The sequence below is a fragment of the Verruconatronum alginivorum genome (assembly GCF_056590205.1).
Window position 1 is genome coordinate 4,692,600 of the sequence record NZ_JBWPVQ010000001.1, and the last position, 20,927, is coordinate 4,713,526.

The window sequence follows — 20,927 nt, forward strand, 5'->3', positions numbered from 1 at the left end:
TGATGATTACAAAAATGAGAGCGTGCGTTCGGCGATCGCCCGTTCTTCGCTGGTCGGCAATGCCAGGCAGAGCAACCGGGACGAATCCCGGCTGATTCGGCCGCCCGTTTCCCGACCATGACAGGCATTGCGGGCCGGATCAATCTCCGGACCGAGAATTTTCAGGAAAGATGAAGTTTTTTCGCGGACCACCGGGCTGTTTTCGCCGATGCCCCCGGTGAAGACCAGCGCATCGATCCGGTCGAGGGAGGCGGAAAGGGCGAGGATCGCTTTGGCGAGGCGGTAGCAGAAGATCTGGAGGGCGAGGGCGGCGCGGGCGTGGCCGTTTTCGGCGGCCTCGGTGACGGTGCGCATGTCGTTGCTCAGTCCGGAAACGCCGAGCAAACCGCTCCGGCGGTTGAGGATCTCGGAAACCTCGGTCGGGGAAATTCCGGCGACCCGTCCGAGGAACTGGACCAGATCGGGATCGACGTCCCCGCTGCGGGTCCCCATCACCAAACCTTCCAGCGGGGTCAACCCCATGGTGGTGTCGACGCTCCGGCCCTCGCGCACCGCGCAGGCGCTGCAACCGTTGCCGAGGTGGGCGGTGATCAAATGGAGCTCGTCGAGCGGCTTCCCGAGGGCATCGGCGGCCTTGCGGGCGACATATTCGTGGCTGGTCCCGTGGAAGCCGTAACGGCGGACCCCATGTTTTTCGTAAAGTTCGTAGGGAACGGCGTAGAGGCGGGCGTGTTCGGGGAGGGTCTGGTGGAAAGCGGTGTCGAAGACGGCGACATGGGGGACGGCGGAAATCAGGCGGCGGGCTAGGCGAATGCCGAGCAGGTTGGCCGGATTGTGGAGCGGGGCGAGGCCGTTGCACGATTCGATCTTGGCCATGGTGTCGTCGTCGATCCGGCGGGCTTCGCGGAAAAACTCGCCGCCATGGACCACCCGGTGGCCGACGCCCCGGACCGGGAGGGGGGCGCCGAAGCGGGCTTCGAGGAGTTCGACGATCGCCATCAAGGCCTCCTCGTGGGAGGCGTTCGGGAGGGAGCGCCGGTGGCGTTCGTCGCCGAATTTCCAGGCACCGGCCGCTTCCGGGCCGCCGAGCCGTTCGAACGCCCCTTCGGCCTCGAAGCGGGCCCCGGCGATCAAGGCGAATTTGAGAGAGGAACTGCCGCAGTTGATGACGAGGACGGCAGGTTCGGAGGAAGGGATTTCGCTCATTCTTCTCGGGCGGGGAGCCTCGGCTCACATATTGAGGATTTCGATCACGCGGGAGTGGATCAATTTGTTGGCGGCGACGATCGAGTTTCCCTTCAAGGCATCGCCGCCGTCCCAGGTGGTGATGACGCCGCCGGCTCCCTGGATGATCGGGAGCAACGGAAGGAAGTCCCAGCGGTTGACCACCGGATCGATCATGACGTCGGCCCAGCCGGTGGCGAGGAGCAGGTAACCGTAGCAATCGCCCCAGGTGCGGAAAAGCTTCACTTGGCAGGCGAGGGCCTCGAAGTTGGCGCCGCTTTGGTGGGCGAAGATGTCCTTGATGTCGGTGGTGAGGAGGCTGGCGTCCTTGAGTTGGCTGGTGGAGCGGAAGCCGACCCGTTTTCCGTTACAAGTGGTGGTCTTGCCGTCGCCGAAGCAGAATTGGTCGAGGACTGGCTGGTGGATGGCCCCGATGGCGGGATTTCCCTCGTGGAGGAGGCCGATGAGGGTGCCGAACAACGGGCAGCCGGAGGCGAACGATTTGGTGCCGTCGATCGGATCGAGGACCCAGACGAACTCGGCGTCGGTGTTTTCCTCGCCGTATTCTTCGCCGATGATGCCGTGGGAAGGAAATTCCCGGTTGATCATCTCCCGCATCACCTCCTCGGCTTTGCGGTCGGCGTGGGTGACGGGCGTTTCGTCGGCCTTGAAATCGACCTCCAGATGGTTGTTGGCGAAAAACGGCGTGATGATCGACGCGCTTTTCGTCGCCAGTTTCCGGACGAACGGCTGTAAGGTTTCGGAAATCATCGTAGTGGCGCTCATGTAGACTCTATTTCGGATTCGGACGCTTTCAAACGTGAATCTTTTTATGCCGGGAGGAATGGCGGGGTGGCAATCGCAATGGGAAAAATGGGTTGAAAATCAGAATGGCTTCTCCTTCATGGGCGCTGCATGCATGAGGAGGACGAAATTCCGATCCACGTGATCGACTTCGAGGGGAATCGCCGGTCGGGGATTTTGGAGTATGGCGTCGTCACTCTGCGGCGGGGAGAAGTGGCGGAGACCCGCACCCGTTTGTGCCGTCCGATCGGGCGGGTGGAAGAAGCCGACATCGCGGTCCATCGGATTCGGCCGACGGAGGCGAGCGGTTATCCGCCGTTCGCGGAGGAATGGCCGCTCTTTGCGGAGTTGCGGGAAACGGGGCCGTTGGCGGCGCATTTTGCTTCGGCGGAGAACCATTTGATCAAGAGCGTCTGGCCGTATCCCCGGAGTTCGTCGGATTTCAGCCGGACCGGTCGATTGGTGACCGATTGGGGGCCGTGGATCGACACCGGACGCCTTTACGGTCGGCTTTTTCCCGACCTGGAGTCGGCCGGGCTCGGGGCGGTGATCGAGACGTTTGGTTACCAAAAGGAGTTGGACGCGTTGGCCCGGGAGCATTGTCCGAGCGAACGATGCGCCTACCATGCCGCCCTCTACGACGCCCTGGCGGCGGCGTTGTTGTTGATGAAGCTGCGGGAGCAACCGGAGATCGCCGGGGCCTCGCTCCTCTGGCTGCTCCGGATGAGCTGCGCCCCTGGCGCCGAGCGGGAGCGGTTGTCGCAACAGGAGTTGTTCGAGTGAACCTTAAAACAGTCAGTATTTAGCCGCGAAAAGGCGCAAGAGTCACAAGAGTTTCAAAGATAGGAACTTAATCGGGATGTTCGATTCACCCAACGGGTGACTGGTAACAATTGCCTCGCATGAGCTGTCCCTTTTTCGCGTCTTCTGCTTTTCCGCACGGAAGCGGAGGACGACGGCGACTTGACGTTTGACAAGTAATCAGACAAATTATTTCCATGCGAACGAATGTAAGTACGTTGCTGCGGGAGTTTCCAAAGGTGCGGAGGGCGGCGCTCGCGGGGGATACGGTGATCATCGAGACTCGTGAGGGTAATTTGCGGTTGACAGCGGATCGGGAGGAGAAGGGCGCCGCGCTTGGTTGCATGAAGGGAAAGATTCAAATCTACGGGGATATTGTCGGGCCCACCACGCATCCGGACGAATGGAAGGCGTCTTTGTGAGATATTTGCTCGATACCCACGCGGTAATTTGGGCACTTAGCGACGATCCGGAGTTAAGCCCGGCGGCTCGAGCGATCCTTAAGGAGGGAACTTTCGAAACTTTGGCCATTTCCGATATTACGCTTCTTGAGGTGGCCCTTCTGGTGTCAAAGCAGCGAATTAAGTTTGAAAACGGCTTGCCTCTCGCCTTGCAGGAAATCGCTCGCAATTTTCAAGTGCTTCCGATCGGCCCGGAGACGGCTGCGGACGCGGTAGAGTTACCCCTTCCCCAAGCCGATCCTTTCGATCGGACAATCGTGGCTACGGCCCGGCGTTGCCGACTTTCTCTTCTTTCTCGCGACCGTCTAATTGCCGAGAGCGGCTTGGTCGACGTTGTCTGGTGAAGGGTTGAATTCGAGGATGTCTGCGTTCAGGCGGGGATGGAGACAGAATCATTTGGGGCAGAATCATTTTTGAATGGAAAGGAAAATGATTTTGTCGGCCAATGATTTTGTCGTTCCACGCGGGAACTGAGCGCTTTGGGGAATAAATGACTTTGTCATTTTCCGGGCGACGGTTTCTGATGGGGGATATGGATCGAATCGCTGATCAATTCGCCCGGGCGCGGAAGGAGAACCGGGCTTGTTTCGTCGCTTACGTTTGCGCCGGGGACCCGGACTTCGCGACCTCGGTGGAGGTGTGCCGGACCTTGGTCGAACAAGGGGTCGACATCCTCGAACTCGGGGTGCCGTTTTCCGATCCGTTGGCTGACGGATTGACCAATCAACTGGCGGCGCAGCGGGCGCTGGAGAGCGGGATGACCGCCGCGCGGGTTTTCGATCTGGTGCGGGAGATCCGCAAGTTCACCCAGATTCCGGTGGTGTTTTACACTTACTTCAATTTGGTCTTCGCCAATGGGATCGAGGCTTACGTGAAACGGGCGTTGGAAGCGGGGGTCGACGGGATGTTGACCCTCGATTTGCCGCCGGAAGAGGCGGACGAAGTGCTGGAGGTCAACCGGCGTCTTGGCATGAAGAGCGTTTTCATTGTCGCCCCCACCACGCCGGAATCGCGGATGAAGAAGATCGCCGAGGCGGCCAGCGGTTTCATTTATTACGTTTCGCGGGTCGGAGTGACCGGGGTGCGGGACGATTTGGAAGGAAACATCGGCGAGGCGGTCGTCGCGATCCGCCAACATACGGAGTTGCCGGTGGTGGTCGGTTTCGGCATTTCGAACCGCGAGCAGGTCCGTCAGATCGCCGCGGTCAGCGATGGGGTGGTCGTCGGAAGCGCCTTGGTGAATTGCGTCCGGGATCATTTGGGGAAACCGGATCAAATCGTCGAAGCTTTGCGGGCGAAGGCCGGTGACCTGGTCGCCGGGGTCGGCCGTTGAGCGGCGGAAAGAGGAGGCGGTTTTGAGCGATCCGGGAAGGATATGGCCGGCCGGACTCGACCTCCACATTTTGACCGGTCCGACGGCGGTCGGGAAAACCGAGTTGGCGCTGCGGTGGGCCGAGCGGTTCGACGCGGAGATTGTTTCGTGCGATTCGCTCCTTTTCTACCGGGGCATGGACATCGGCACCGCGAAACCGACGGGCGAAGAGCGAGCGCGGGTGCCGCATCACCTGATCGACATCGCCGAACCAGATCGGCCGTGGAACATCCAGGAGTATTTGGCGGCCGCCGCCGAGACCGTGGCGGCCATCGCCGGGCGGGGACGGCGGGTGTTGGTCACCGGCGGGAGCGGGTTTTACCTGAAAAGTTTTTGGGCGCCGGTGGTCGATCGGCTCGTTATTTCCCCGGAGATTTCCCGGCGGGTGGAGGCGTGGGCGGAAGTAGGACGGGAGAAGCTGGCTGAGGAGTTGCTCCGCATTGATCCGGCGGCCGGGGAGACGGTCGATTTGGCCAATCCCCGGCGGGTGGCGCGGGCGTTGGAGCGTTCCTTGGCGACCGGCAGGAGCGTGCGGGAATTGAAGGAGGAAATGGCGCGGGAGCCGTTTCCGTTCATGGAGTGCCGTCCTCGCGTGACGTTGTTGGAGCGCGACCGAGAAGAATTGGAAAACCGGATCGCGCGGCGGGTGGACGCGATGCTGGAGGCGGGTTTGATCGACGAAGTCCGCGGTCTCCTGCGGCGCGGGCTCCGGGAGAACCCCTCGGCCGCCTCGGCGATCGGTTATCGGGAAACGATCCGGTTTTTGGAATCGGAAGAGGAATCGCAGGGCGCAGGGCGGATTGAAGAGTTAAGGGAGGAGATCGTTCGAAACACCCGGCGGTTGGTCAAAAAGCAGCGGACCTGGTTCCGGTATCAGTTGCCTTCGGCGACGAGAGTTCTGAACTTGAGCGCGGGCGAGCCGGAACTCGACCGGTTGTTTCCGATGGGGGGATGACGTTCGTTGAAACCGCGGTGACATTCCCGACCGCTCTGGCAAGCGGTCCCCCGGCGCGAGCACGAGCAAAAATCCGGGCCGCGCCCGGGGAATAACATGGAATAAAACTTCCTCGCCACTGGGAGGGATGGCATCCTGCCGTCCGCCGTCGTTTCAAGGTAAGGTCGGCTGGAAGCCAACCCTCCGTTTTAGCACTGCGACCCGCATGAACAGGAAAGTTTCATACGCGGGGAACGATGACATTCGCCACCGCTCTCAAGAGGGGATCGGCGGAAGGGAGCTTCCCTTTAACGTCACTGTTTCTCGTATTCGCCGCCGCTGATCTTCTTCAGGACGGTGAAACCGGCCTGTTTGGCCTCGGAAATCGACGGTTTTCGGGTGATCTGGGGGGAGCCGATGCCGGAAGGAAGCTCTTTGATGACGGACCGACCGCATGTCGGACATTCCGAGAGGTCGGGGTCGTTCGCCCGTTGCGAGTGATCGAATCCGGTCCCGCAGATTTTGCAGGGTGCCGGATCGGGTGTGTAGCGGTAGATCGGCATAGTCGGGCCGGGACCGGAGAGCCGTTTAGCGCGCCCGCCCCTGGTCGGCTTTGCGCTCCATGAATTCCTGGATGACGGCCTGCTCGTTGCTCATCATCGAGAACATCCGCATTTGCTGCGTGGTTTGGACGAACTCGTCGCTGGTGGCGTCGACTTCCGGCACATTCCGATCGGCGACCTTCACAAAGTAGCCGGTGTTGCGGATGGTGATCATCGGGGAGATTTGGCCCACTTGGAATTCCTCCAAACGCCGGAGCAAGTCTTGCGGCAATTCTTCCGGGAAGGGGGGCGTTAAAGTGAACGATTCGATTGACTTCGCTTGGAGCTCGTTGGCTTCGGCGGCTTCCGCAAACGAGGCTCCTTCATCGATGCGCTCGCGGAGGTTTTGCCGGATCTCCTCGCCGTGCTGCGCCATCAGGCGGCGGCGTTCCTCGCTTCGGTAATCGCGGGCGACTCGCTCGCGGACTTCATCCAAAGGCGGAATGTAGGAGGGAAGGGTTCCTTCGTAGATGAGGACGATGTAATTGTTGCGGAGTTCCAGCGGGTCGGACAACCGGCGGCCTTCGCTGAGGCGGAAGACCCATTCCTGGATCTGGCGGGGGAAACCGAGCTCCTGGGGGAAATTGTCGCGGCTAGCTGGAGGGGCGTCCCGAAGTTCGCCCCGGTGGTTTTCGAGGATTTGGTTGAAACCATCGTCTCCCAGGCGGACGTTTTGCTGGAACAAGGTATAGGCGAAATCGGCGGCGGAGTTGCCGGCGATCCGGCGGGCGCGCTGGCGGCGGAGCGATTCCTCCACTTCGTCGCGGACGTCGGCGAGAGTGGTTTCGGGACGTTCGGCCGGCTCTTCGCCCTCTGCGGTTTCCTCGTCGGCCGGGGCCGGGGGAGTGAAACGTTGACGGTTTTCGTTGAAATGGCGTTCGAGGTCGCGTTCGGAAAGTTCGCCGACTTGATCGAGGAAATTATCGCGGGGGAAGAGGGCGAACGAGAAATCGACTCGGGGCGAGCGCTCGTAGCGGAAATCATTGTCGGCGAAAAACTGCTCGAGTTCCTCGTCTCCGACGGTGATTTCAGGATCGAAGCCGGACAGGTCGAGTTGAGCGAGTTCGACTGACCACTCGGTCTTTTGGCGTTGGAGTTGGAGACGGACTTCGGCGGGGAGGACGTAGCCGGGGCCGGCCAACAACTCGCGGGCCCGTTGGATGCGGAAATCCTGTTCAATCACCAAGGCGACATCCCCGGTGGAAATCTGTGGATTGGCTTCGATCTCGTCGATGAAAAGGTCGAACTTGGACCGGCTGAACCGTCCGTTGTCATCACGGAAGGCGTTTTGAGAGGCGACGAAGCGCCAAAATTGTTCCTCCGTCGGGGCGGGGATGCGTAGTTCGTTGGCGAGGCCGAGGTAAGCGATCCGCTCGATCAGGTAGTTGTCGAGCTCGTTAGCCTGGGGTTGGCGGTCGCCGTGCATGATTTGGAAGCTCGTCGAGCCGAGGCGGACGATTTCCTGGCGGTCGCGTTCGGACTGAAGGTTGTAGCCGAAGAACTCCTGGCGGGCGGTTCCGGTGTCGCCGCCGAGGCCAGGCGCCGCGCCGATGGTGAAGACGAAGGCGACAATGATGACGGCGAGGAGGACGAAGAAGACGACTTTGTTGTGCTTCTGTAACTTATCTTGGATGTAGGAAATCATGAATGAGGAGGATGGAAAGGAACGAACGTAGACCGATTGCGCCGCCTGTCAAGGTGAGCCTCGCCGGTTTTCCGTCCTGGCCGAACGGTCGAACGGAGTGGGGCGAGGTCGCCTGCGGATTCAATTCGAATGGATCAAATCCCGAAGCTCAGGACCAGGAAGCCGAGCATCCCTAAAATGGCCAAGGCGGCCGAGATCAGGAATGGCACTTTGTCGAGGAACAGGGTCAAACCGTAAACGCCGAGGGAGCCGAGGGCGGCCAATACTCCGAGGAGCGGTTGCTCGACCGCCCAGAAAAAGAAGAGGAAGAAACCGGCGCCCGCCATGGTGCGGAACCGCATGAATTGGTAGACCGCCGTGGTTTGCAGGAACAAGAGCAGGGCGAGGCCGAGGTCGAGCAGGGCGACGATGACCAGCGGCGAGGTGATCATCGCCCCCAGGTCGAAGGCGAAGACGATGTCGCGCCGGAGCCAGATCAGGGCGACCGCGCTCAGGATGAAAGCCGCGCCGGAAAGATACATCGCGGCGACGGCGGCCTTTTCCCGCCAGACCCCTTCCTTCTTGCGATGTTTGGTGTCTTCGGTGTTTCCTTCGGCGGCGGCGAGCAATTGGTCGATGGTGATCGGCGGGATATCCGCTTCGCCTTTGTTTAAGGATTCGATTTCTTGTTTCGGTTTGACGATCAGGCGCTTTTTTTCGGGGAAAATCGCGGACCGCAACTCTTCGTTTTCCTCCAGCAGCACCCAGTTTTCCGATTCCTGATCGTAAAGGTAAGTCTCCAAAGTCACGTGACCGGTTTCACCCAGTGACTGGAGTTGATCGATCGTGAAAGGTCCGCGGGCTTCCTCCGAGTCCGGGTTACGAATGTAATATTCCTGCATAGGTTAAGGTTTTGTAATGAGAAAAGAAGAACGGAATTCAATCTAAAAGTCACCTGGGCCAATCTGGACAAAAACCCGCCGTAAGCGGAAAGGCAAGCCGTGGTTTCCTCCCCGGCGGACTGGAGGCTGATTTTGAAAGGAATTTCTCATCCGTTTTCCCCGCGGGCGGAGGTGTTCCAGCCGAGTTTGGTCCGGAGCACGGAAAAGTGGGCATAGTCGACCGGTTGGACCAGAGGGAGTTTGTCCGGAGACATCGCGACGGAAATCACCTCGTCTCCGGTGACGGTTATCTGGCGTTGTCCATCCATGGTGGCGGAGAGCGAATGGTCGGGCAGGGCGCTGACCACCGTGAGCCGGACGCTTTCGTCGAAGATCACCGACCGGTTGCTCAAGGTGTGGGGACAAATGGGGGTCATGGCGATCACCCGGGCGTGGGGGTGGACGATCGGTCCGCCGGCGGAAAGATTGTAGGCGGTCGAACCGGTCGGGGTGGAGAAGATGAGGCCGTCGCAGCTGAAACGGCTCACCCATTCGTCGTTGGCGAAGACGTCGAGTTCGGTCAGGCGGGAGGAAGAGGGTTCCTTGATGATGATGTCGTTCAAGGCGAGTCCGCTCTCGTCACCCGCGCCGCATTGGAGGATGGCTCGGTGGGAGAGATTGTAGGAACCGTCCAGGAGCGAAGGGAATTTCTCCCGAGCTTCCTCGTGGGAAAAGATCGTGAGGAAGCCGAGGGTGCCCCGGTTGACCCCGATGATCGGCACATTGGCGCGGGCCGACTGGACCACGACACTGAGCAAAGTGCCGTCGCCGCCGATCACGCAGCAGGCGTCCTGCCCGTCGAGGAAATCGTCGGCGACGGGAAATCCTTCCGTGACGACGGTTTCGGCGCCATGGGAACGGGCGGTGGCCACCAACACCTTTCCCAGTTCGGGCGCGCCCGGTTTGCGGGAATTGATGACGAAAGCGATTTTGCGCAGAGGAGACATCGATACGTGATCCGGTCCGAAACAATAACCCATTGCCGGGCGAAAACGTGCATTGTTTCAAACCCGGCTGAGATGGCAATGGCGAAAGCGACCCCGTCGGTTTTTGGGAGGCCTTTCGGACCTCTCTGGATCGATGGTCTGCCGGGGCTTCGTGTTTCGCCTATTTCGCGAGGTATCGGGTTTCGAAGAGGCAGTTCACATTTTTGTCCGTGTTTCTAAAGAAGTAGACGTGGCCGTCCGCGAGGGAGATCCGGCGGGAGGATACCGACTGCGGGAGTCGTTGCCGCCAGTCGTTTCGTCCGACGAAATCTTCGATCCTGCCGGGGCCGAGATCGAAGTATTCCGAGGGCACCCACGTGAATCCCGCTTCAATCCCTTCCGCGTCGGCATGCAGACGCAGTCTCATTCGGTTGCGAAGCTCGTCCCGCTGGTCGGTGAACAGAAAGTAAGTCGTATTATCGCAGAGGATATTTTGCGATTCGGGTTCCGGCCACGACTTGGGATCGGCCTCCAAATCGATTTGCGAGACGTAAGTGAAGCGGATGGTCGGCGCTTTCTGCAGCTCGATCTCTTCGAGTTCGATGTGCCCCGTTACATCGGGATGAATCTGGATTGTTTGATGAATGTAGCCGGGCGCAGAGATTCTGAGGTCGTAAAGTAACGGCGAGAGTCCGTCGATTTGAAAGCGAGTTCCGCTGGCCAGGGACTTTGTCGTCACCAACGCTCGCCGACGTTGCTGCCAGTGGCCGTGATCCCTGCTGACGGTGGTGTTGTGGGGAATCTCCAGTTTCAGCTCAATGTCCGGGGGATGGTTTCCTGTCTCGCTGAGACGAATCAGGCCCGAGATCGTCCTTAGTTCCTCCTGCTGCGCTTTTTTAAAGGAGAGCGTGCCCGCGTCAAAAATGGGGCCCAGGATATGGGTCTTGGGTTCCACGATCAAAGGCGCGTATCCATGGGCGTAGAATTCAAGACTTCTGCCCGGAAAGACCGCTGTGGCGAAGCTACCGTCGGAATGAATGGTGGCGCGCCTCGCGATTTCCGCATCTTCCGGTTGAACGATTCGGCCGATCAGGATCATGCCTTCCCCGTTCCAATTTCGGTGGATCCGGAAACGGAGCTCCGCCGGCAGTCGACTGGCGGCGTCGTACCGCTGAAAAAGATCCGCCCGGACCGGTTGTCTGGTGATGGGTCGGACTTCCGTGATCCATTCGTGGGCGAGTTTTGAGCTGAAAGCGATCGCCCCAATACCAATCGCCACAAGAGTTATTTTAAAGGAGTAGGTCATAGGTGGGTGGTTAGGAAAATGTTACGGGGTAAACTGGCGGTGAATAACGGACAGAACCAAAGCGAACGGGGGTGGTCAAGGGAAACCTGTAGCGGACGACTTGTCGCGATCCTTGATTTATGGGTGGCTCCACGGCATTCTCGGGGTAGGCTTTAGCAATGAAAACGACCATTCAATGGTTTCTGCTTCTGGCGCTTCCGCTGGCCGCGGCCGCGCAGCCGTTGCTCGACCGTCCTTCGCTGGTTTCCACCGAGTGGCTGGCGGAAAATATGGATGATCCCGGCTTGCGGATCGTCGACGCGCGTCCATCGATGGGACCTTATCTCCAAGCGCATCTCCCGGGGGCGGTCTACCTGAACACCGAGACGGTCAGGGCCTCCGCGGGTGGAGTTCCAGCCCGGCTTCTGCCGCCTGAATTTCTCGGCGAGCTCTTCGGGAAACTCGGAATCAGCAACGACCACACGGTGGTAATCTATTCCGGCGCCGATGATTCTTTTTCTCACGCGACCTACATCGCTTTCATTTTGGAATGGCTCGGCCATGAATCGATTGGCGTTCTGGACGGAGGTTTCGAAAAATGGCGAACGGAGGGACGCGCGGTTACCGACGGGTTCCCCTCGTATTCGCAGGCTGAATTCGTGCCCCGTTTGAACTCCGCCATCATGAAAACCGCGGAGGAGGTCGGCGAAGGCCGGAAGGCCGGAGCCCTTCTCCTGGATGCCCGGCCCTCTCGGGCGGTGGCGGGAGGGCGTCTTCCCGGAGCCGAAAGTTTTTCCCTTGAAGATACGTTGACGGAGGGCGAGCCCAAACGGTGGAAAAGAGGCGAAGAGATCCTGGAAATGGTCCGCGCCGCCGGTTACGACGGGCAGGGAACGGTGGTTACTTATTGCACCAGCGGCCGGCAAGCGTCGCAGATTTGGTTCACCCTCCGCCACGTTGCCGGAATCGGGGCGGTCGCCAATTACCACGGTTCCCTGATCGATTGGACCGCCCGCGGTTATCCGCTGGAGTCGTTTCCCGTGCGATGAGTCGTTTCCGCGACATTCATCCGGCGAAAACCGGGATGCTGGTCCGCGGCATTCATCCGGCGAAAGCCGGGATGCTACAGAGGCGCAAAGGAACCTCCTAAGTTCGGCGGTCCGCGGCTGCCTTGGGTGGTTGTCTCGGCGACTTACTCTTTGCGGAGACAGAGGAGGAATTCGCGGTTGCCTTCGGCGCCGCGGATGGGGGAGTCGATCGCGCCGATCCGGGTGGCGGCGGGGAGGGTTTCCACGGCGAAGTTTTCGATGCTTTCGAGGACGCGATCCTGGATCGCGGGGTCTTTGATGACGCCGCCGGCGCGGTCGACTTCCTTCCGTTCGGCTTCGAATTGCGGCTTCACCAGGGCAATCAGCGATCCGCCGGGAACGAGGAACGGCCAGACGGCGGGGAGGATGATCCGGAGGGAAATGAAGGAGACGTCGATCACGATCAGGTCGTAAGTCTCGCGTGGAAGGTCGCCGGGTTGCAGGTGGCGGGCGTTGACCTTTTCCAGATTGGTCACCCGGGGGTCGTTTTGCAGTTTCGGATGGAGTTGGCCGTGTCCGACGTCGACGCAGGTGGCCGACTCCGCCCCGGCCTGGAGGGAGCAATCGGTGAAACCGCCGGTCGAGGCCCCGACGTCGAGCAGATGTTTCCCCCGGCAATCGATGGCGAAGGCTTCGAGGGCGCGCTCCAGTTTTTCGCCCCCCCGGCCGACGAAACGGGGAGGTTGCACCACCCAAACCGGGGCGTCCTCGGAGATCGTTTTTCCGGGTTTGTCCAACACCTCAGTGCCGAGCCGGACCCGCCCGCTGAGAATCAAACCCTTCGCCTGCGAGCGGGTTTCGCATTGACCGGTCGTCACCAGGAGTTCGTCGAGCCGAACTTTTCGCGGCGGTTTTTCACGTGCCATCCATTTAAACAAAACCCTCATCGGGGCGGAAATCAGCTCAAAAACCGGTCCCAAACGAAAAAAAGCGCCGACTCGGTGGGGCGAAAGCTTGACTAAGTGGGGCAAAGTGGGGTGAAATGGGGCAAGTTGGATTACCCGGGTCCGTTCGCTTTCAAATGACATCTTCCGCAAAGACCATTTATGTCGGTTCATTCCGGCACAATTTGGACGTTAAGAATCGTCTGACGATTCCGTCCAAATGGCGGTTCGCGGGCGACGAGGACGAGGTCTATTTGGCGACCCAGCATCCGGATGGTTACATCTCGGTTCTTCCTCCGGCGGAGCGGGACCGGATGTATGACAAGGTGGCCCAACTGAAGATGAGCGACCGGGCGGCCCAGGACTTTATGCATCGGTTCTTCGCGACGGCCCATTCGTGCGGGTGCGACAAGCAGGGGCGGATCAATCTCACCCCGGACTTGGTGAAGCATGCGGGAATCGAAAAGGAGACCGTGATGGTCGGCACGATGACTAAGTTCGCGATCTGGAGCCCGGAGCGGTGGGAGATCATGAACAACCGGACCTCCGGGGATGCGTTCGGCGATTTGATGAGGCAACTCGATTTGTGATGGTGAAACCGGAATCCAGTTCAAAGACCGACCGGGAAGGGAAGGGCGACGTGAGGAATCACAGCCCGGTTCTTCCCGCGGAAGTCCTTGCGATCCTGGCGCCCCGCGCCGGGGAGCGGATGCTCGACGGCACCTTCGGCGGCGGTGGGCACAGCCGGTTGATCCTCGAAGCCGGGGCCGACCTGGTCGCGCTCGACCGCGACCCCTCGGCGGCGGAGCGGGCGGAGCAGTTCCGGCGCGAGTGGGGGGAACGCTTTCAATTTCACCGGTTGAATTTCGAACAACTCGATCGGTTGCCTGCGGGCGGTTTCGACGGGATCCTGCTTGATGTCGGGGTTTCGTCGTTCCAGTTGGACGAAGGCGAGCGCGGGTTTTCGTTTCGCCAGGACGCTCCGGCCGACATGCGGATGGACCCGGAGTCGGGGCAACCGGCCTCCGAGTGGCTGGAGACGGCCGGCGAGCAAGAGCTTTATCAGGCGATCCGCAACTACGGCGAGGAGCCGGAATGGCGGCGGGTGGTCCGGGCGATCCTCGACGCCCGCGGCACCGGGGCGTTGGCGCGGACCGCGACCCTGGCGGATTTGATCGCCTCGGCCAAGACCGCCCGGTCCCGGCGCGAAAGCCGGCTGCATCCGGCGACCCGTTCCTTTCAGGGGATTCGGATCGCGGTCAACGACGAACTCGGCGCCCTCGAACGGACGTTGCCGAAAGCCTTCGAGCGGCTCAATCCCGGGGGGCGTTTGGCCGTCATCAGTTTTCATTCGTTGGAAGACCGCATCGTGAAACGGTACTTCCGGCAGTTGTGCGGCCAGCCGGTCGGCGCCCGCGACAACACCCCGCAGCAGTTGCGGGAGAAACACGCGGAAGCCCTGACTTCCCGCCCCGTCGGGCCGAAGCCCGAGGAAATCGAAATTAACCCGCGCAGCCGTTCGGCGAAATTGCGCGCCATCCGGAAACTCGAAACCGAGAAAGCATGAAAACGATTCAGAAAAGCACTTTACCGCGTCAATTGGTCGTCCTGACCTTTCTCCTGATCTTCGTCGCCGGGGTCTTCGGCCTGGTGACGGTCGGTCTGCGCCAGCAGATCGCGGCCAGCGGGGCGAAGACCCGGGCGATGGAGACCCGTCTGGCCGAGATCGACCGCACCGTCAGCAAGTTGCGCGGGGAGATCGCCATCGCGCTGAGCCCGGGGCAACTCGAGGCAAAAAACCGGGATTTCCAGCTCGGCCTCCGTCCGGCCCGCGAGTCGCAGATCGTGCGGGTCGACGCGGAGACGCAAATTTGGTTCGCCGCTCGCCGCTGGGAACAGATGGTGGCGCGGTCGGGCGAAACGGTCGGCTTCTACGCGCCGCAAAATCATTGATCCAGTGAGCCCGGCATTCACATCCAGTTGGCGTTTGGGACTTGTTGCCCTTCTGGTGACCGGCTGTTTCGGCGGGCTCGGCTTCCGCTTGTATATGTTGCACGTGGTGGAGGCGGATACCCTCTCGGAAATCGTCGAGCGCAACCGTCGGCAGATCGTGGTGCAATCGGCCCGCCGGGGAAACATCGTCGACGCCCGCGGCAATCTCCTCGCGACCACCCGCACCCAGATCGAGCTCGGGGTCGATCCGCAGTTGTTGCGGGAAGAGGACGAGGAGAAATGGCCGAAACTGGCCTCGTTGATCGGAATGCCATATCCGGAACTGGAGCGGTTGATGAACCGTCGGACCATGCCGGGCGGTTCCGGGTTCGCCGACGACGTCCGGCTGGTGCGGTGGCAGAAGCTGCACGACGGTTTGAGCGAAGCGGTTCACGACCGGGTGGTCGCCCTCGGGATCCGGGGTGTTTACGGAAACCGCCGGTTCGACCGGTTTTATCCGGGAAATGAATTGGCGGCCCACATCGTTGGCTACGTCAACCGCGAGGAAACCCCGGTCACCGGGGTGGAGCGGGCGATGGATTTTTACCTGCGCGGTCAGGATGGCTGGGTCGAATCGGAGCGGGACGGACGCCGCCGGGAGTTGGTGCAATTCCGCAGCCGGGAAGTGGTGCCGACCGATGGCCTGCACGTGCAATTGACCCTCGACACCGTGGTTCAACACATGGTCGAGGAGGAGTTGAAACGGATCGTTGAAGAGCATAATCCGAAAGGGGCGACGATCATCGTCAGCGAGCCGGTGACCGGTTTCATCCTCGGTCTCGGCAATTATCCAACCTACGATCCGAATCGTTTCAACGCGGTGCCGCTCGACAACCAGCGCAACCTCGCGATCACCGACGTGTTGGAGCCCGGCTCCACCTTCAAGATCGTGCCGGTGGCGGCGGCGTTGAATGAAGGATTGATCCGTCCGGACACCGTGTTCGATTGCGGCATCACCAGTATCCAGGTCGGTAGCCGTTCGGTCCGGTTGCCGCGCGACCACCGTCCGTTCGGGGAAATGAACGTCGAGGAAATCGTGGCCAAATCGAGCAACATCGGGGTGGCCCATATGGGGGTGTTGATGGGGGCGAACCGACTTTACGATTACTCGGCCCGGTTCGGGTTCGGGGAACGGACCGACTTCCGGATCGGGGGGGAAGTCCGCGGGACCTTGCATGAAGTGCGCAACTGGGACGGTCTGACCATCACCCGCTTGCCGATGGGACACGCGGTCAGCGCCACGCCGATGCAGATTCACTCCGCGATGGGAGCGATCGCCAACAACGGCGTGTTGATGCGGCCGCAAGTGGTTCGCCGGGCGATCGACGACCGAGGGGAGACGGTGGTTTCATTCTCGCCGAATCCTCGGCGGCGAGTGGTGTCGACCGAAACGGCGCGGACGTTGTCGTCGATGTTGGTCAAGGCGGTCGGCCCCGGAGGAACCGCTCCGCAGGCGGCGATCCCGGGCTTCGAGGTGGCCGGGAAGACCGGAACCACCCAGAAGATCGTCAACGGCCGTTATTCCAACCGGCACCATGTCGCCTCCTTTTCCGGGTTTTTCCCGGCCTCCCGTCCGCAGGTCGTGATCACCATCATCGTCGACGAGCCCCGCGGTCCCGGCAACTCCTACGGAGGACGGGTCGCGGCGCCGAGCTTCAAGCGGATCGGCGAGCAATTGATTCCTTACCTGGGGATTCCCCCCGTCACTGAAAGCCAACCGTTTTTCGCCCAGGAGAGAGCGATTTATGATCCTGCACGCACCGGGTTATAATCTGACACGACGCCGCGAACCGGCCCGTGCGGCGACCGGTCGACGGTTCGTCACTCTCCCGAATCGGCCCGTCGCCGATCCGGGTTCGCCGCTGCTGCGCGAGTTGTGCGACGGGATCGGCCTCCTCTCGGTGCGGGGCGATTTTGACCGCCCGATCCACGATCTCTGCATGGACAGCCGCCGGGCTTCGCCGGGTTCCCTCTTCTTCGCTTTGCCGGGGGAGCAAACTGACGGCAGCTATTATATAGAGGAAGCGATCGACCGCGGGGCGGTGGCGATCGTCACTGAAAAGTCCCGGCCGAATCATCCCCGGGCGACTTTTATTCAAGTGAGCGACGCCCGGTTGGCGATGGCGGTCGTTTCGCGCCGGTATTTCAAGTTCGCCCGGACATCGCCCGCGATCACCGCGATTACCGGCAGCTTCGGCAAGAGCTGCGTGGCGCATTTGGTGAAACACTTGCTGGCGGGCGGAAAGCCGATCGGGTTGCTCAGCAGCATTCATTATGATCTCGGATCCCGGAAGGTTCCTTCTTACCGGACCACCCCGGAAGCGCTCGACTTGTATGGAATGTTGGCGCAGATGGAGGAAAACGGCTGCGCTCGGGCGGTGGTCGAAGTCAGTTCGCATGGCATCGAGCAACAACGAGTGGCCGGACTGCCACTCGATGTGGCGGTCTTTTTGAACCATGGCGGGGACGAACGGTCATTCCAGGTGAAACGTCGGCTCTTCACTGGCGAGAACGGTTCGCTGCCGCGGGTGGCGGTGGTCAATCTCGACGATTCTCATGGCCGGCGGTTGATCCAATCGATCCCGGAAGACGTCCAGGTGGTCACCTTCGGCCGGAGTTTTCACGCCGACATCCGGGCCACAGACGTCGAGGAAGGGGAGGTCGGTACCTCGCTCCGGATCGTCTGGCCGGAGGGATCGGCCAAGGTGCGGAGCCGTCAGCTCGGGGGATTTAGCGTGGGCAACGTTTTGGCGGCGGTGGCGGCGGTTTACGCGGGTGGGACGAATCTTCACCTCGCGTTGTCCCGGCTGGTCTCGTTCGAAGGCGCGCCCGGGCGGATGGAGGAAGTCGACGAAGGTCAGCCGTTCCGGTTGTTGGTCGATTCCGCACATACTCCGGAGACGATCCGCCAGACCCTGCGGGCGGCGCGGGAGTTGGGGGACGGACGGTTGTTGGTGGTTTTCGGCTGTTGCGGCCAGCGCGACTCGTCAATCCGGCCCCGGGTGGTGGACGCGGTCCAGGAGGAGGCGAGTTTCAGTTGGGCGACCGCCGACAATCCACGGAATGAGCCGTTGGAGCAAATATTTGATGGGATGCGACATGGGGTGGCCGACCCCGAAACGATCGTGTTCATCGACGACCGGCGCCGTGCAATTGCGCTTGCGCTCGACACTGCTTTGCCCGGGGATGTCGTCATCTTGCTCGGGAAAGGGGAAGAACCATTTCAGTATATCGGCGATGCCGCGTTGCCCTTCGACGACCGCCTGGTGGCGCGCGAACTGTTGGCTTTGCGGGAAGTCGCCCATGCAACTTTTTTAAAACGCGATGATGGTCTTTGATTCGCAACGATTGGAAAAATTGAGCGGAGGCCGCTGGCAGGGGCCGGCGGTCAAATCCGTGCGCGGCTTCAATTACGACTCCCGGTTGATCTCACCGGGGGAAATGTTCGTCTGCCTGAAGACCGATCAGCGGGACGGACATGATTTCATGGAGAAGGCGGCGGCGGCGGGCGCCTCGGCGGCGTTGGTCAGTCGCTTCCGCGAGGAGGTCGACTTGCCGCAACTCGTGGTGGAAGATCCGCTCCGGGCTCTTTGGGAAATGGCGACAGAGCATCGCCGGGCGTTTGCGGGCCCGGTGGTCGGCATTACCGGCAGTTGCGGGAAGACCTCGACCAAGGATTTGCTCGCCCTTCTGCTCGGCGGTCCGGCGGTGGTGCATGCCACCCGGGGCAACCACAACAACCTGATCGGCGTTCCGTTGACCCTCCTCGGGCTCGATCCGGATCGCCATCAAGCGGCGGTGGTGGAAGCCGGAATTAACCAACCCGGTGAGATGGTCGAGTTGGCGAAAATGATTCAGCCGACCCACGCGATCGTCACCATCATCGCACCCGCCCACCTGGAGCAATTGGGAAGCCTGGAAGGCGTGGCGAAGGAGAAGGCGAAATTGGCGGAGGCCGTCCCGCATTCCGGGGCGGTGGTGATCCCGGTTTCGTGCCGGTTGTTCGAGCCGTTTTACGACCTGCCCGCCGCCACCTTCACGATCGGTCAAGCCGGGGAAGGGGTGGAACCTGACATTGTTTACCGGGCGGAGCAATTGCCCAACAGCACCGTCCTCCACATCAGCAACGAATCGGGGCGGCAGATTTGCACCATGAGAAAAGTGAGCGCCGGGATGGCGGCGAACGCGGTCCTGGCGATCGAGCTGGCCCGGATCCTCGGGGTGGACGATGCGGTGATTCAGGAGCGCTTGTTGCATTGGAGCCCGGGGGGCAACCGCGGGGAAGTGGTGGAGCATGGTCCCAACCGTTTCTACGTCGATTGTTACAACGCGAATCCGGCGGCGATGGAGGATTCGCTCGACTTTTTCAACGACTTGGCGGTCGATTGCGAGCGCCGGTTTTACGTTCTCGGCTGCATGGGGGAACTCGGGGAGGAGTCCGCCGGATACCATCGCGATCTCGGACGGAGAATCCAGTTGAAGCCCCAGGACCGGATGTTCATCACCGGCGGCGCGGAAGTGCTGGCGTTGCGGGAAGGCCTGTTGGCGGCCGGAAACGATTCGGACCAGATCCGGGTGTTCGACCGGATCGAGGAAATCGAAGACGAAGTCCTCTCGGGCGACGGATTCATTTTCGTCAAAGGGAGCCGGGTGTATGCGCTGGAGACGCTGGTGGAGCGGGCGGCGGTGCGGGCAAGGAGGGCCGGATAATGCTCAGTTATCTCGCCGAACTCGAACACATTTGGGGGCCGTTCCGCCTCTTTGGTTTCATTACCTTCCGGGGACTCTTCGCGGCGGCGACCTCGCTGATGATCGGCTTTTTGCTCGGACCGTGGTTGATCCGGAAATTGCGGGCGCTGAGCTTCGGTCAGGTTTTTCGCGACGAAAGCCAGGTGGGAGATTTGGCCGCCTTGCACGCGGGCAAGAAAAACACCCCGACCATGGGTGGATTGTTGATTTTCACCTCGGTGGCGGTCAGCACGCTCTTGTGGGCCCGTCCCAACATCTGGATCCTCACGGCACTCTTTGTTTACGCGGCGTTGACGGTCCTGGGGTTCGCCGACGATTTCCTGAAAGTTTCGCGGAAAAACTCGAAAGGGGTGGCCGGTCGGCAGAAATTGATCTGGCAGAGCGCGATCGCGGTGGTGGCGCTCGGGATCCTGTTGCTCGGGCCGGAGTCGGGCCCGAAGATGCGGGAACTCTGGGTGCCGTTCATGAAAGATCCGATCTGGGCTGCGGCCCCGCTCTGGTTTTTGCTCCCGTTTTTCTTCCTGGTGTTGGTCGGTTCGAGCAACGCAATCAACCTCACCGACGGGATCGACGGACTGGCGATCGGTTGCACGATCTCGGTGGCGTTGGTGTATGCGATCATGGCCTACGCGGCCGGCCATATCATCATCGCGGAATATCTTTTCATCAGTTACGTGCCGGGCACCGGGGAACTCGCCATCATGTGCGGGTGCCTTGTCGGGGCGGGACTGGCCTTCCTCTGGTTCAACGCGCATCCGGCGGAGGTATTCATGGGCGACACCGGGTCGCTCGCACTCGGGGGACTGATCGGCACCATCGCCTTTATGGTCCACCAGCCACTGACGTTGATCATCGTCGGCGGCATTTTCGTGATGGAAGCGATGTCGGTCATTATCCAGGTCGGCTCCTTCCGGATGCGGGGCAAGCGGGTTTTCCGCATGGCCCCGATTCACCATCATTTCGAGTTGAAAGGTTGGATGGAATCGAAAGTCGTGGTGCGCTTCTGGATTCTCTCGCTGGTTTTCGCGCTGGCGGGTCTCGGAACCCTGAAGTTGCGCTGAAAGTCAAAAAACCATGAAAAGCAGGAGGATCTGGAAAAAGGTAAAAGAAGCCGGGAAAATGGTTTGCCCCGGAGGCGTTACCTTGTGCAAATGGCCCCAGGAAACCCGGTTTTTTCGTGGACTTGAGATCGAAACGAACCATCGGCGGACGGGCGGAAATCCGCTTGTCTTCAACCTTC

Annotated in this window: 21 protein-coding genes; 13 read left to right on the forward strand and 8 right to left on the reverse strand. The window is 60.9% G+C overall.

The annotated features are described in order from the left end of the window. Nucleotides 1-6: 6 nt before the first annotated feature. Nucleotides 7-1,206: an acetate/propionate family kinase gene (locus ACWUI2_RS17080; protein ID WP_486984062.1), complete on the reverse strand. Its 1,200-nt coding sequence runs from the start codon at nt 1,204-1,206 to the stop codon at nt 7-9. Nucleotides 1,207-1,230: 24 nt separating this feature from the next. Then, complete coding sequence (gene hisN / locus ACWUI2_RS17085; RefSeq protein WP_486984063.1) at nt 1,231-1,995, reverse strand: histidinol-phosphatase; 765 nt, start codon at nt 1,993-1,995, stop codon at nt 1,231-1,233. A gap of 144 nt (nt 1,996-2,139) precedes the next feature. Between hisN and ACWUI2_RS17090 the strand changes: the two genes are divergently transcribed. From ACWUI2_RS17090 to miaA, 5 genes are all read left to right on the forward strand, one after another. Beyond that, the gene (locus tag ACWUI2_RS17090) at nt 2,140-2,811 is read left to right on the forward strand and encodes a 3'-5' exonuclease (RefSeq protein WP_486984064.1); all 672 of its coding nucleotides are present in this window, start codon (nt 2,140-2,142) and stop codon (nt 2,809-2,811) included. Nucleotides 2,812-3,026: 215 nt separating this feature from the next. Next, a complete protein-coding gene (locus ACWUI2_RS17095) occupies nt 3,027-3,251 on the forward strand; it encodes a hypothetical protein (RefSeq protein WP_486984065.1) in 225 nt (74 codons plus the stop codon). Continuing rightward, nucleotides 3,233-3,634, forward strand: a complete 402-nt coding sequence (locus tag ACWUI2_RS17100; protein ID WP_486984066.1) for a type II toxin-antitoxin system VapC family toxin — start codon at nt 3,233-3,235, stop codon at nt 3,632-3,634. The genes ACWUI2_RS17095 and ACWUI2_RS17100 overlap by 19 nt, the downstream gene beginning before the upstream one ends. 146 nt (nt 3,635-3,780) lie before the next feature. Next, nucleotides 3,781-4,623: a tryptophan synthase subunit alpha gene (gene trpA, locus ACWUI2_RS17105; protein WP_486984067.1), complete on the forward strand. Its 843-nt coding sequence runs from the start codon at nt 3,781-3,783 to the stop codon at nt 4,621-4,623. Continuing rightward, a complete protein-coding gene (gene miaA, locus ACWUI2_RS17110; RefSeq protein ID WP_486984068.1) occupies nt 4,595-5,617 on the forward strand; it encodes a tRNA (adenosine(37)-N6)-dimethylallyltransferase MiaA in 1,023 nt (340 codons plus the stop codon). Before trpA ends, miaA begins: the two co-directional genes overlap by 29 nt. A gap of 293 nt (nt 5,618-5,910) precedes the next feature. Here miaA and ACWUI2_RS17115 read toward each other — a convergent pair whose 3' ends face one another. The 5 genes from ACWUI2_RS17115 to ACWUI2_RS17135 form a co-directional block, all read right to left on the reverse strand. After that, nucleotides 5,911-6,159 (reverse strand): FmdB family zinc ribbon protein, encoded by a 249-nt coding sequence (locus ACWUI2_RS17115; protein ID WP_486984069.1) that lies wholly within the window; start codon nt 6,157-6,159, stop codon nt 5,911-5,913. A gap of 25 nt (nt 6,160-6,184) precedes the next feature. After that, nucleotides 6,185-7,843: a peptidyl-prolyl cis-trans isomerase gene (locus ACWUI2_RS17120; protein ID WP_486984070.1), complete on the reverse strand. Its 1,659-nt coding sequence runs from the start codon at nt 7,841-7,843 to the stop codon at nt 6,185-6,187. Between the two features lie 134 nt (nt 7,844-7,977). Next, entirely contained in the window at nt 7,978-8,724 is a 747-nt protein-coding gene (locus tag ACWUI2_RS17125; RefSeq protein ID WP_486984071.1) for a GYF domain-containing protein, read from the reverse strand. A gap of 146 nt (nt 8,725-8,870) precedes the next feature. After that, on the reverse strand, nt 8,871-9,710 hold the full coding sequence (locus ACWUI2_RS17130) for an NAD(+)/NADH kinase (RefSeq protein ID WP_486984072.1): 840 nt from the start codon (nt 9,708-9,710) through the stop codon (nt 8,871-8,873). Nucleotides 9,711-9,870: 160 nt separating this feature from the next. Further along, on the reverse strand, nt 9,871-10,995 hold the full coding sequence (locus tag ACWUI2_RS17135; RefSeq protein WP_486984073.1) for a hypothetical protein: 1,125 nt from the start codon (nt 10,993-10,995) through the stop codon (nt 9,871-9,873). A gap of 158 nt (nt 10,996-11,153) precedes the next feature. On the opposite strand from ACWUI2_RS17135, the gene ACWUI2_RS17140 reads away from it, so the two are divergent. Next, nucleotides 11,154-12,023, forward strand: a complete 870-nt coding sequence (locus ACWUI2_RS17140) for a sulfurtransferase (RefSeq protein WP_486984074.1) — start codon at nt 11,154-11,156, stop codon at nt 12,021-12,023. A gap of 143 nt (nt 12,024-12,166) precedes the next feature. Here ACWUI2_RS17140 and ACWUI2_RS17145 read toward each other — a convergent pair whose 3' ends face one another. Next, complete coding sequence (locus ACWUI2_RS17145; protein ID WP_486984075.1) at nt 12,167-12,928, reverse strand: TlyA family RNA methyltransferase; 762 nt, start codon at nt 12,926-12,928, stop codon at nt 12,167-12,169. Nucleotides 12,929-13,083: 155 nt separating this feature from the next. Here ACWUI2_RS17145 and ACWUI2_RS17150 point away from each other — a divergent pair, with 155 nt between their 5' ends. Genes ACWUI2_RS17150 through mraY form a run of 7 tightly spaced genes read left to right on the forward strand, consistent with a single transcriptional unit; the run spans nt 13,084 to nt 20,748 of the window. Then, nucleotides 13,084-13,536, forward strand: a complete 453-nt coding sequence (locus ACWUI2_RS17150; RefSeq protein ID WP_486984076.1) for a division/cell wall cluster transcriptional repressor MraZ — start codon at nt 13,084-13,086, stop codon at nt 13,534-13,536. Further along, nucleotides 13,536-14,513 carry a 16S rRNA (cytosine(1402)-N(4))-methyltransferase RsmH gene (gene rsmH / locus ACWUI2_RS17155; protein WP_486984077.1) on the forward strand — a complete coding sequence of 326 codons (978 nt, stop codon included), beginning with the start codon at nt 13,536-13,538 and terminating at the stop codon, nt 14,511-14,513. The genes ACWUI2_RS17150 and rsmH overlap by 1 nt, the downstream gene beginning before the upstream one ends. After that, nucleotides 14,510-14,899 carry a hypothetical protein gene (locus tag ACWUI2_RS17160; RefSeq protein WP_486984078.1) on the forward strand — a complete coding sequence of 130 codons (390 nt, stop codon included), beginning with the start codon at nt 14,510-14,512 and terminating at the stop codon, nt 14,897-14,899. Before rsmH ends, ACWUI2_RS17160 begins: the two co-directional genes overlap by 4 nt. Nucleotides 14,900-14,933: 34 nt before the next feature. Continuing rightward, nucleotides 14,934-16,709 (forward strand): peptidoglycan D,D-transpeptidase FtsI family protein, encoded by a 1,776-nt coding sequence (locus ACWUI2_RS17165; protein ID WP_486984079.1) that lies wholly within the window; start codon nt 14,934-14,936, stop codon nt 16,707-16,709. Then, entirely contained in the window at nt 16,684-18,276 is a 1,593-nt protein-coding gene (locus ACWUI2_RS17170; protein ID WP_486984080.1) for a UDP-N-acetylmuramoyl-L-alanyl-D-glutamate--2,6-diaminopimelate ligase, read from the forward strand. The genes ACWUI2_RS17165 and ACWUI2_RS17170 overlap by 26 nt, the downstream gene beginning before the upstream one ends. Beyond that, a complete protein-coding gene (locus ACWUI2_RS17175) occupies nt 18,263-19,648 on the forward strand; it encodes a UDP-N-acetylmuramoyl-tripeptide--D-alanyl-D-alanine ligase (protein WP_486984081.1) in 1,386 nt (461 codons plus the stop codon). The genes ACWUI2_RS17170 and ACWUI2_RS17175 overlap by 14 nt, the downstream gene beginning before the upstream one ends. Continuing rightward, on the forward strand, nt 19,648-20,748 hold the full coding sequence (gene mraY, locus ACWUI2_RS17180) for a phospho-N-acetylmuramoyl-pentapeptide-transferase (RefSeq protein ID WP_486984082.1): 1,101 nt from the start codon (nt 19,648-19,650) through the stop codon (nt 20,746-20,748). The genes ACWUI2_RS17175 and mraY overlap by 1 nt, the downstream gene beginning before the upstream one ends. Nucleotides 20,749-20,927: the final 179 nt, after the last annotated feature.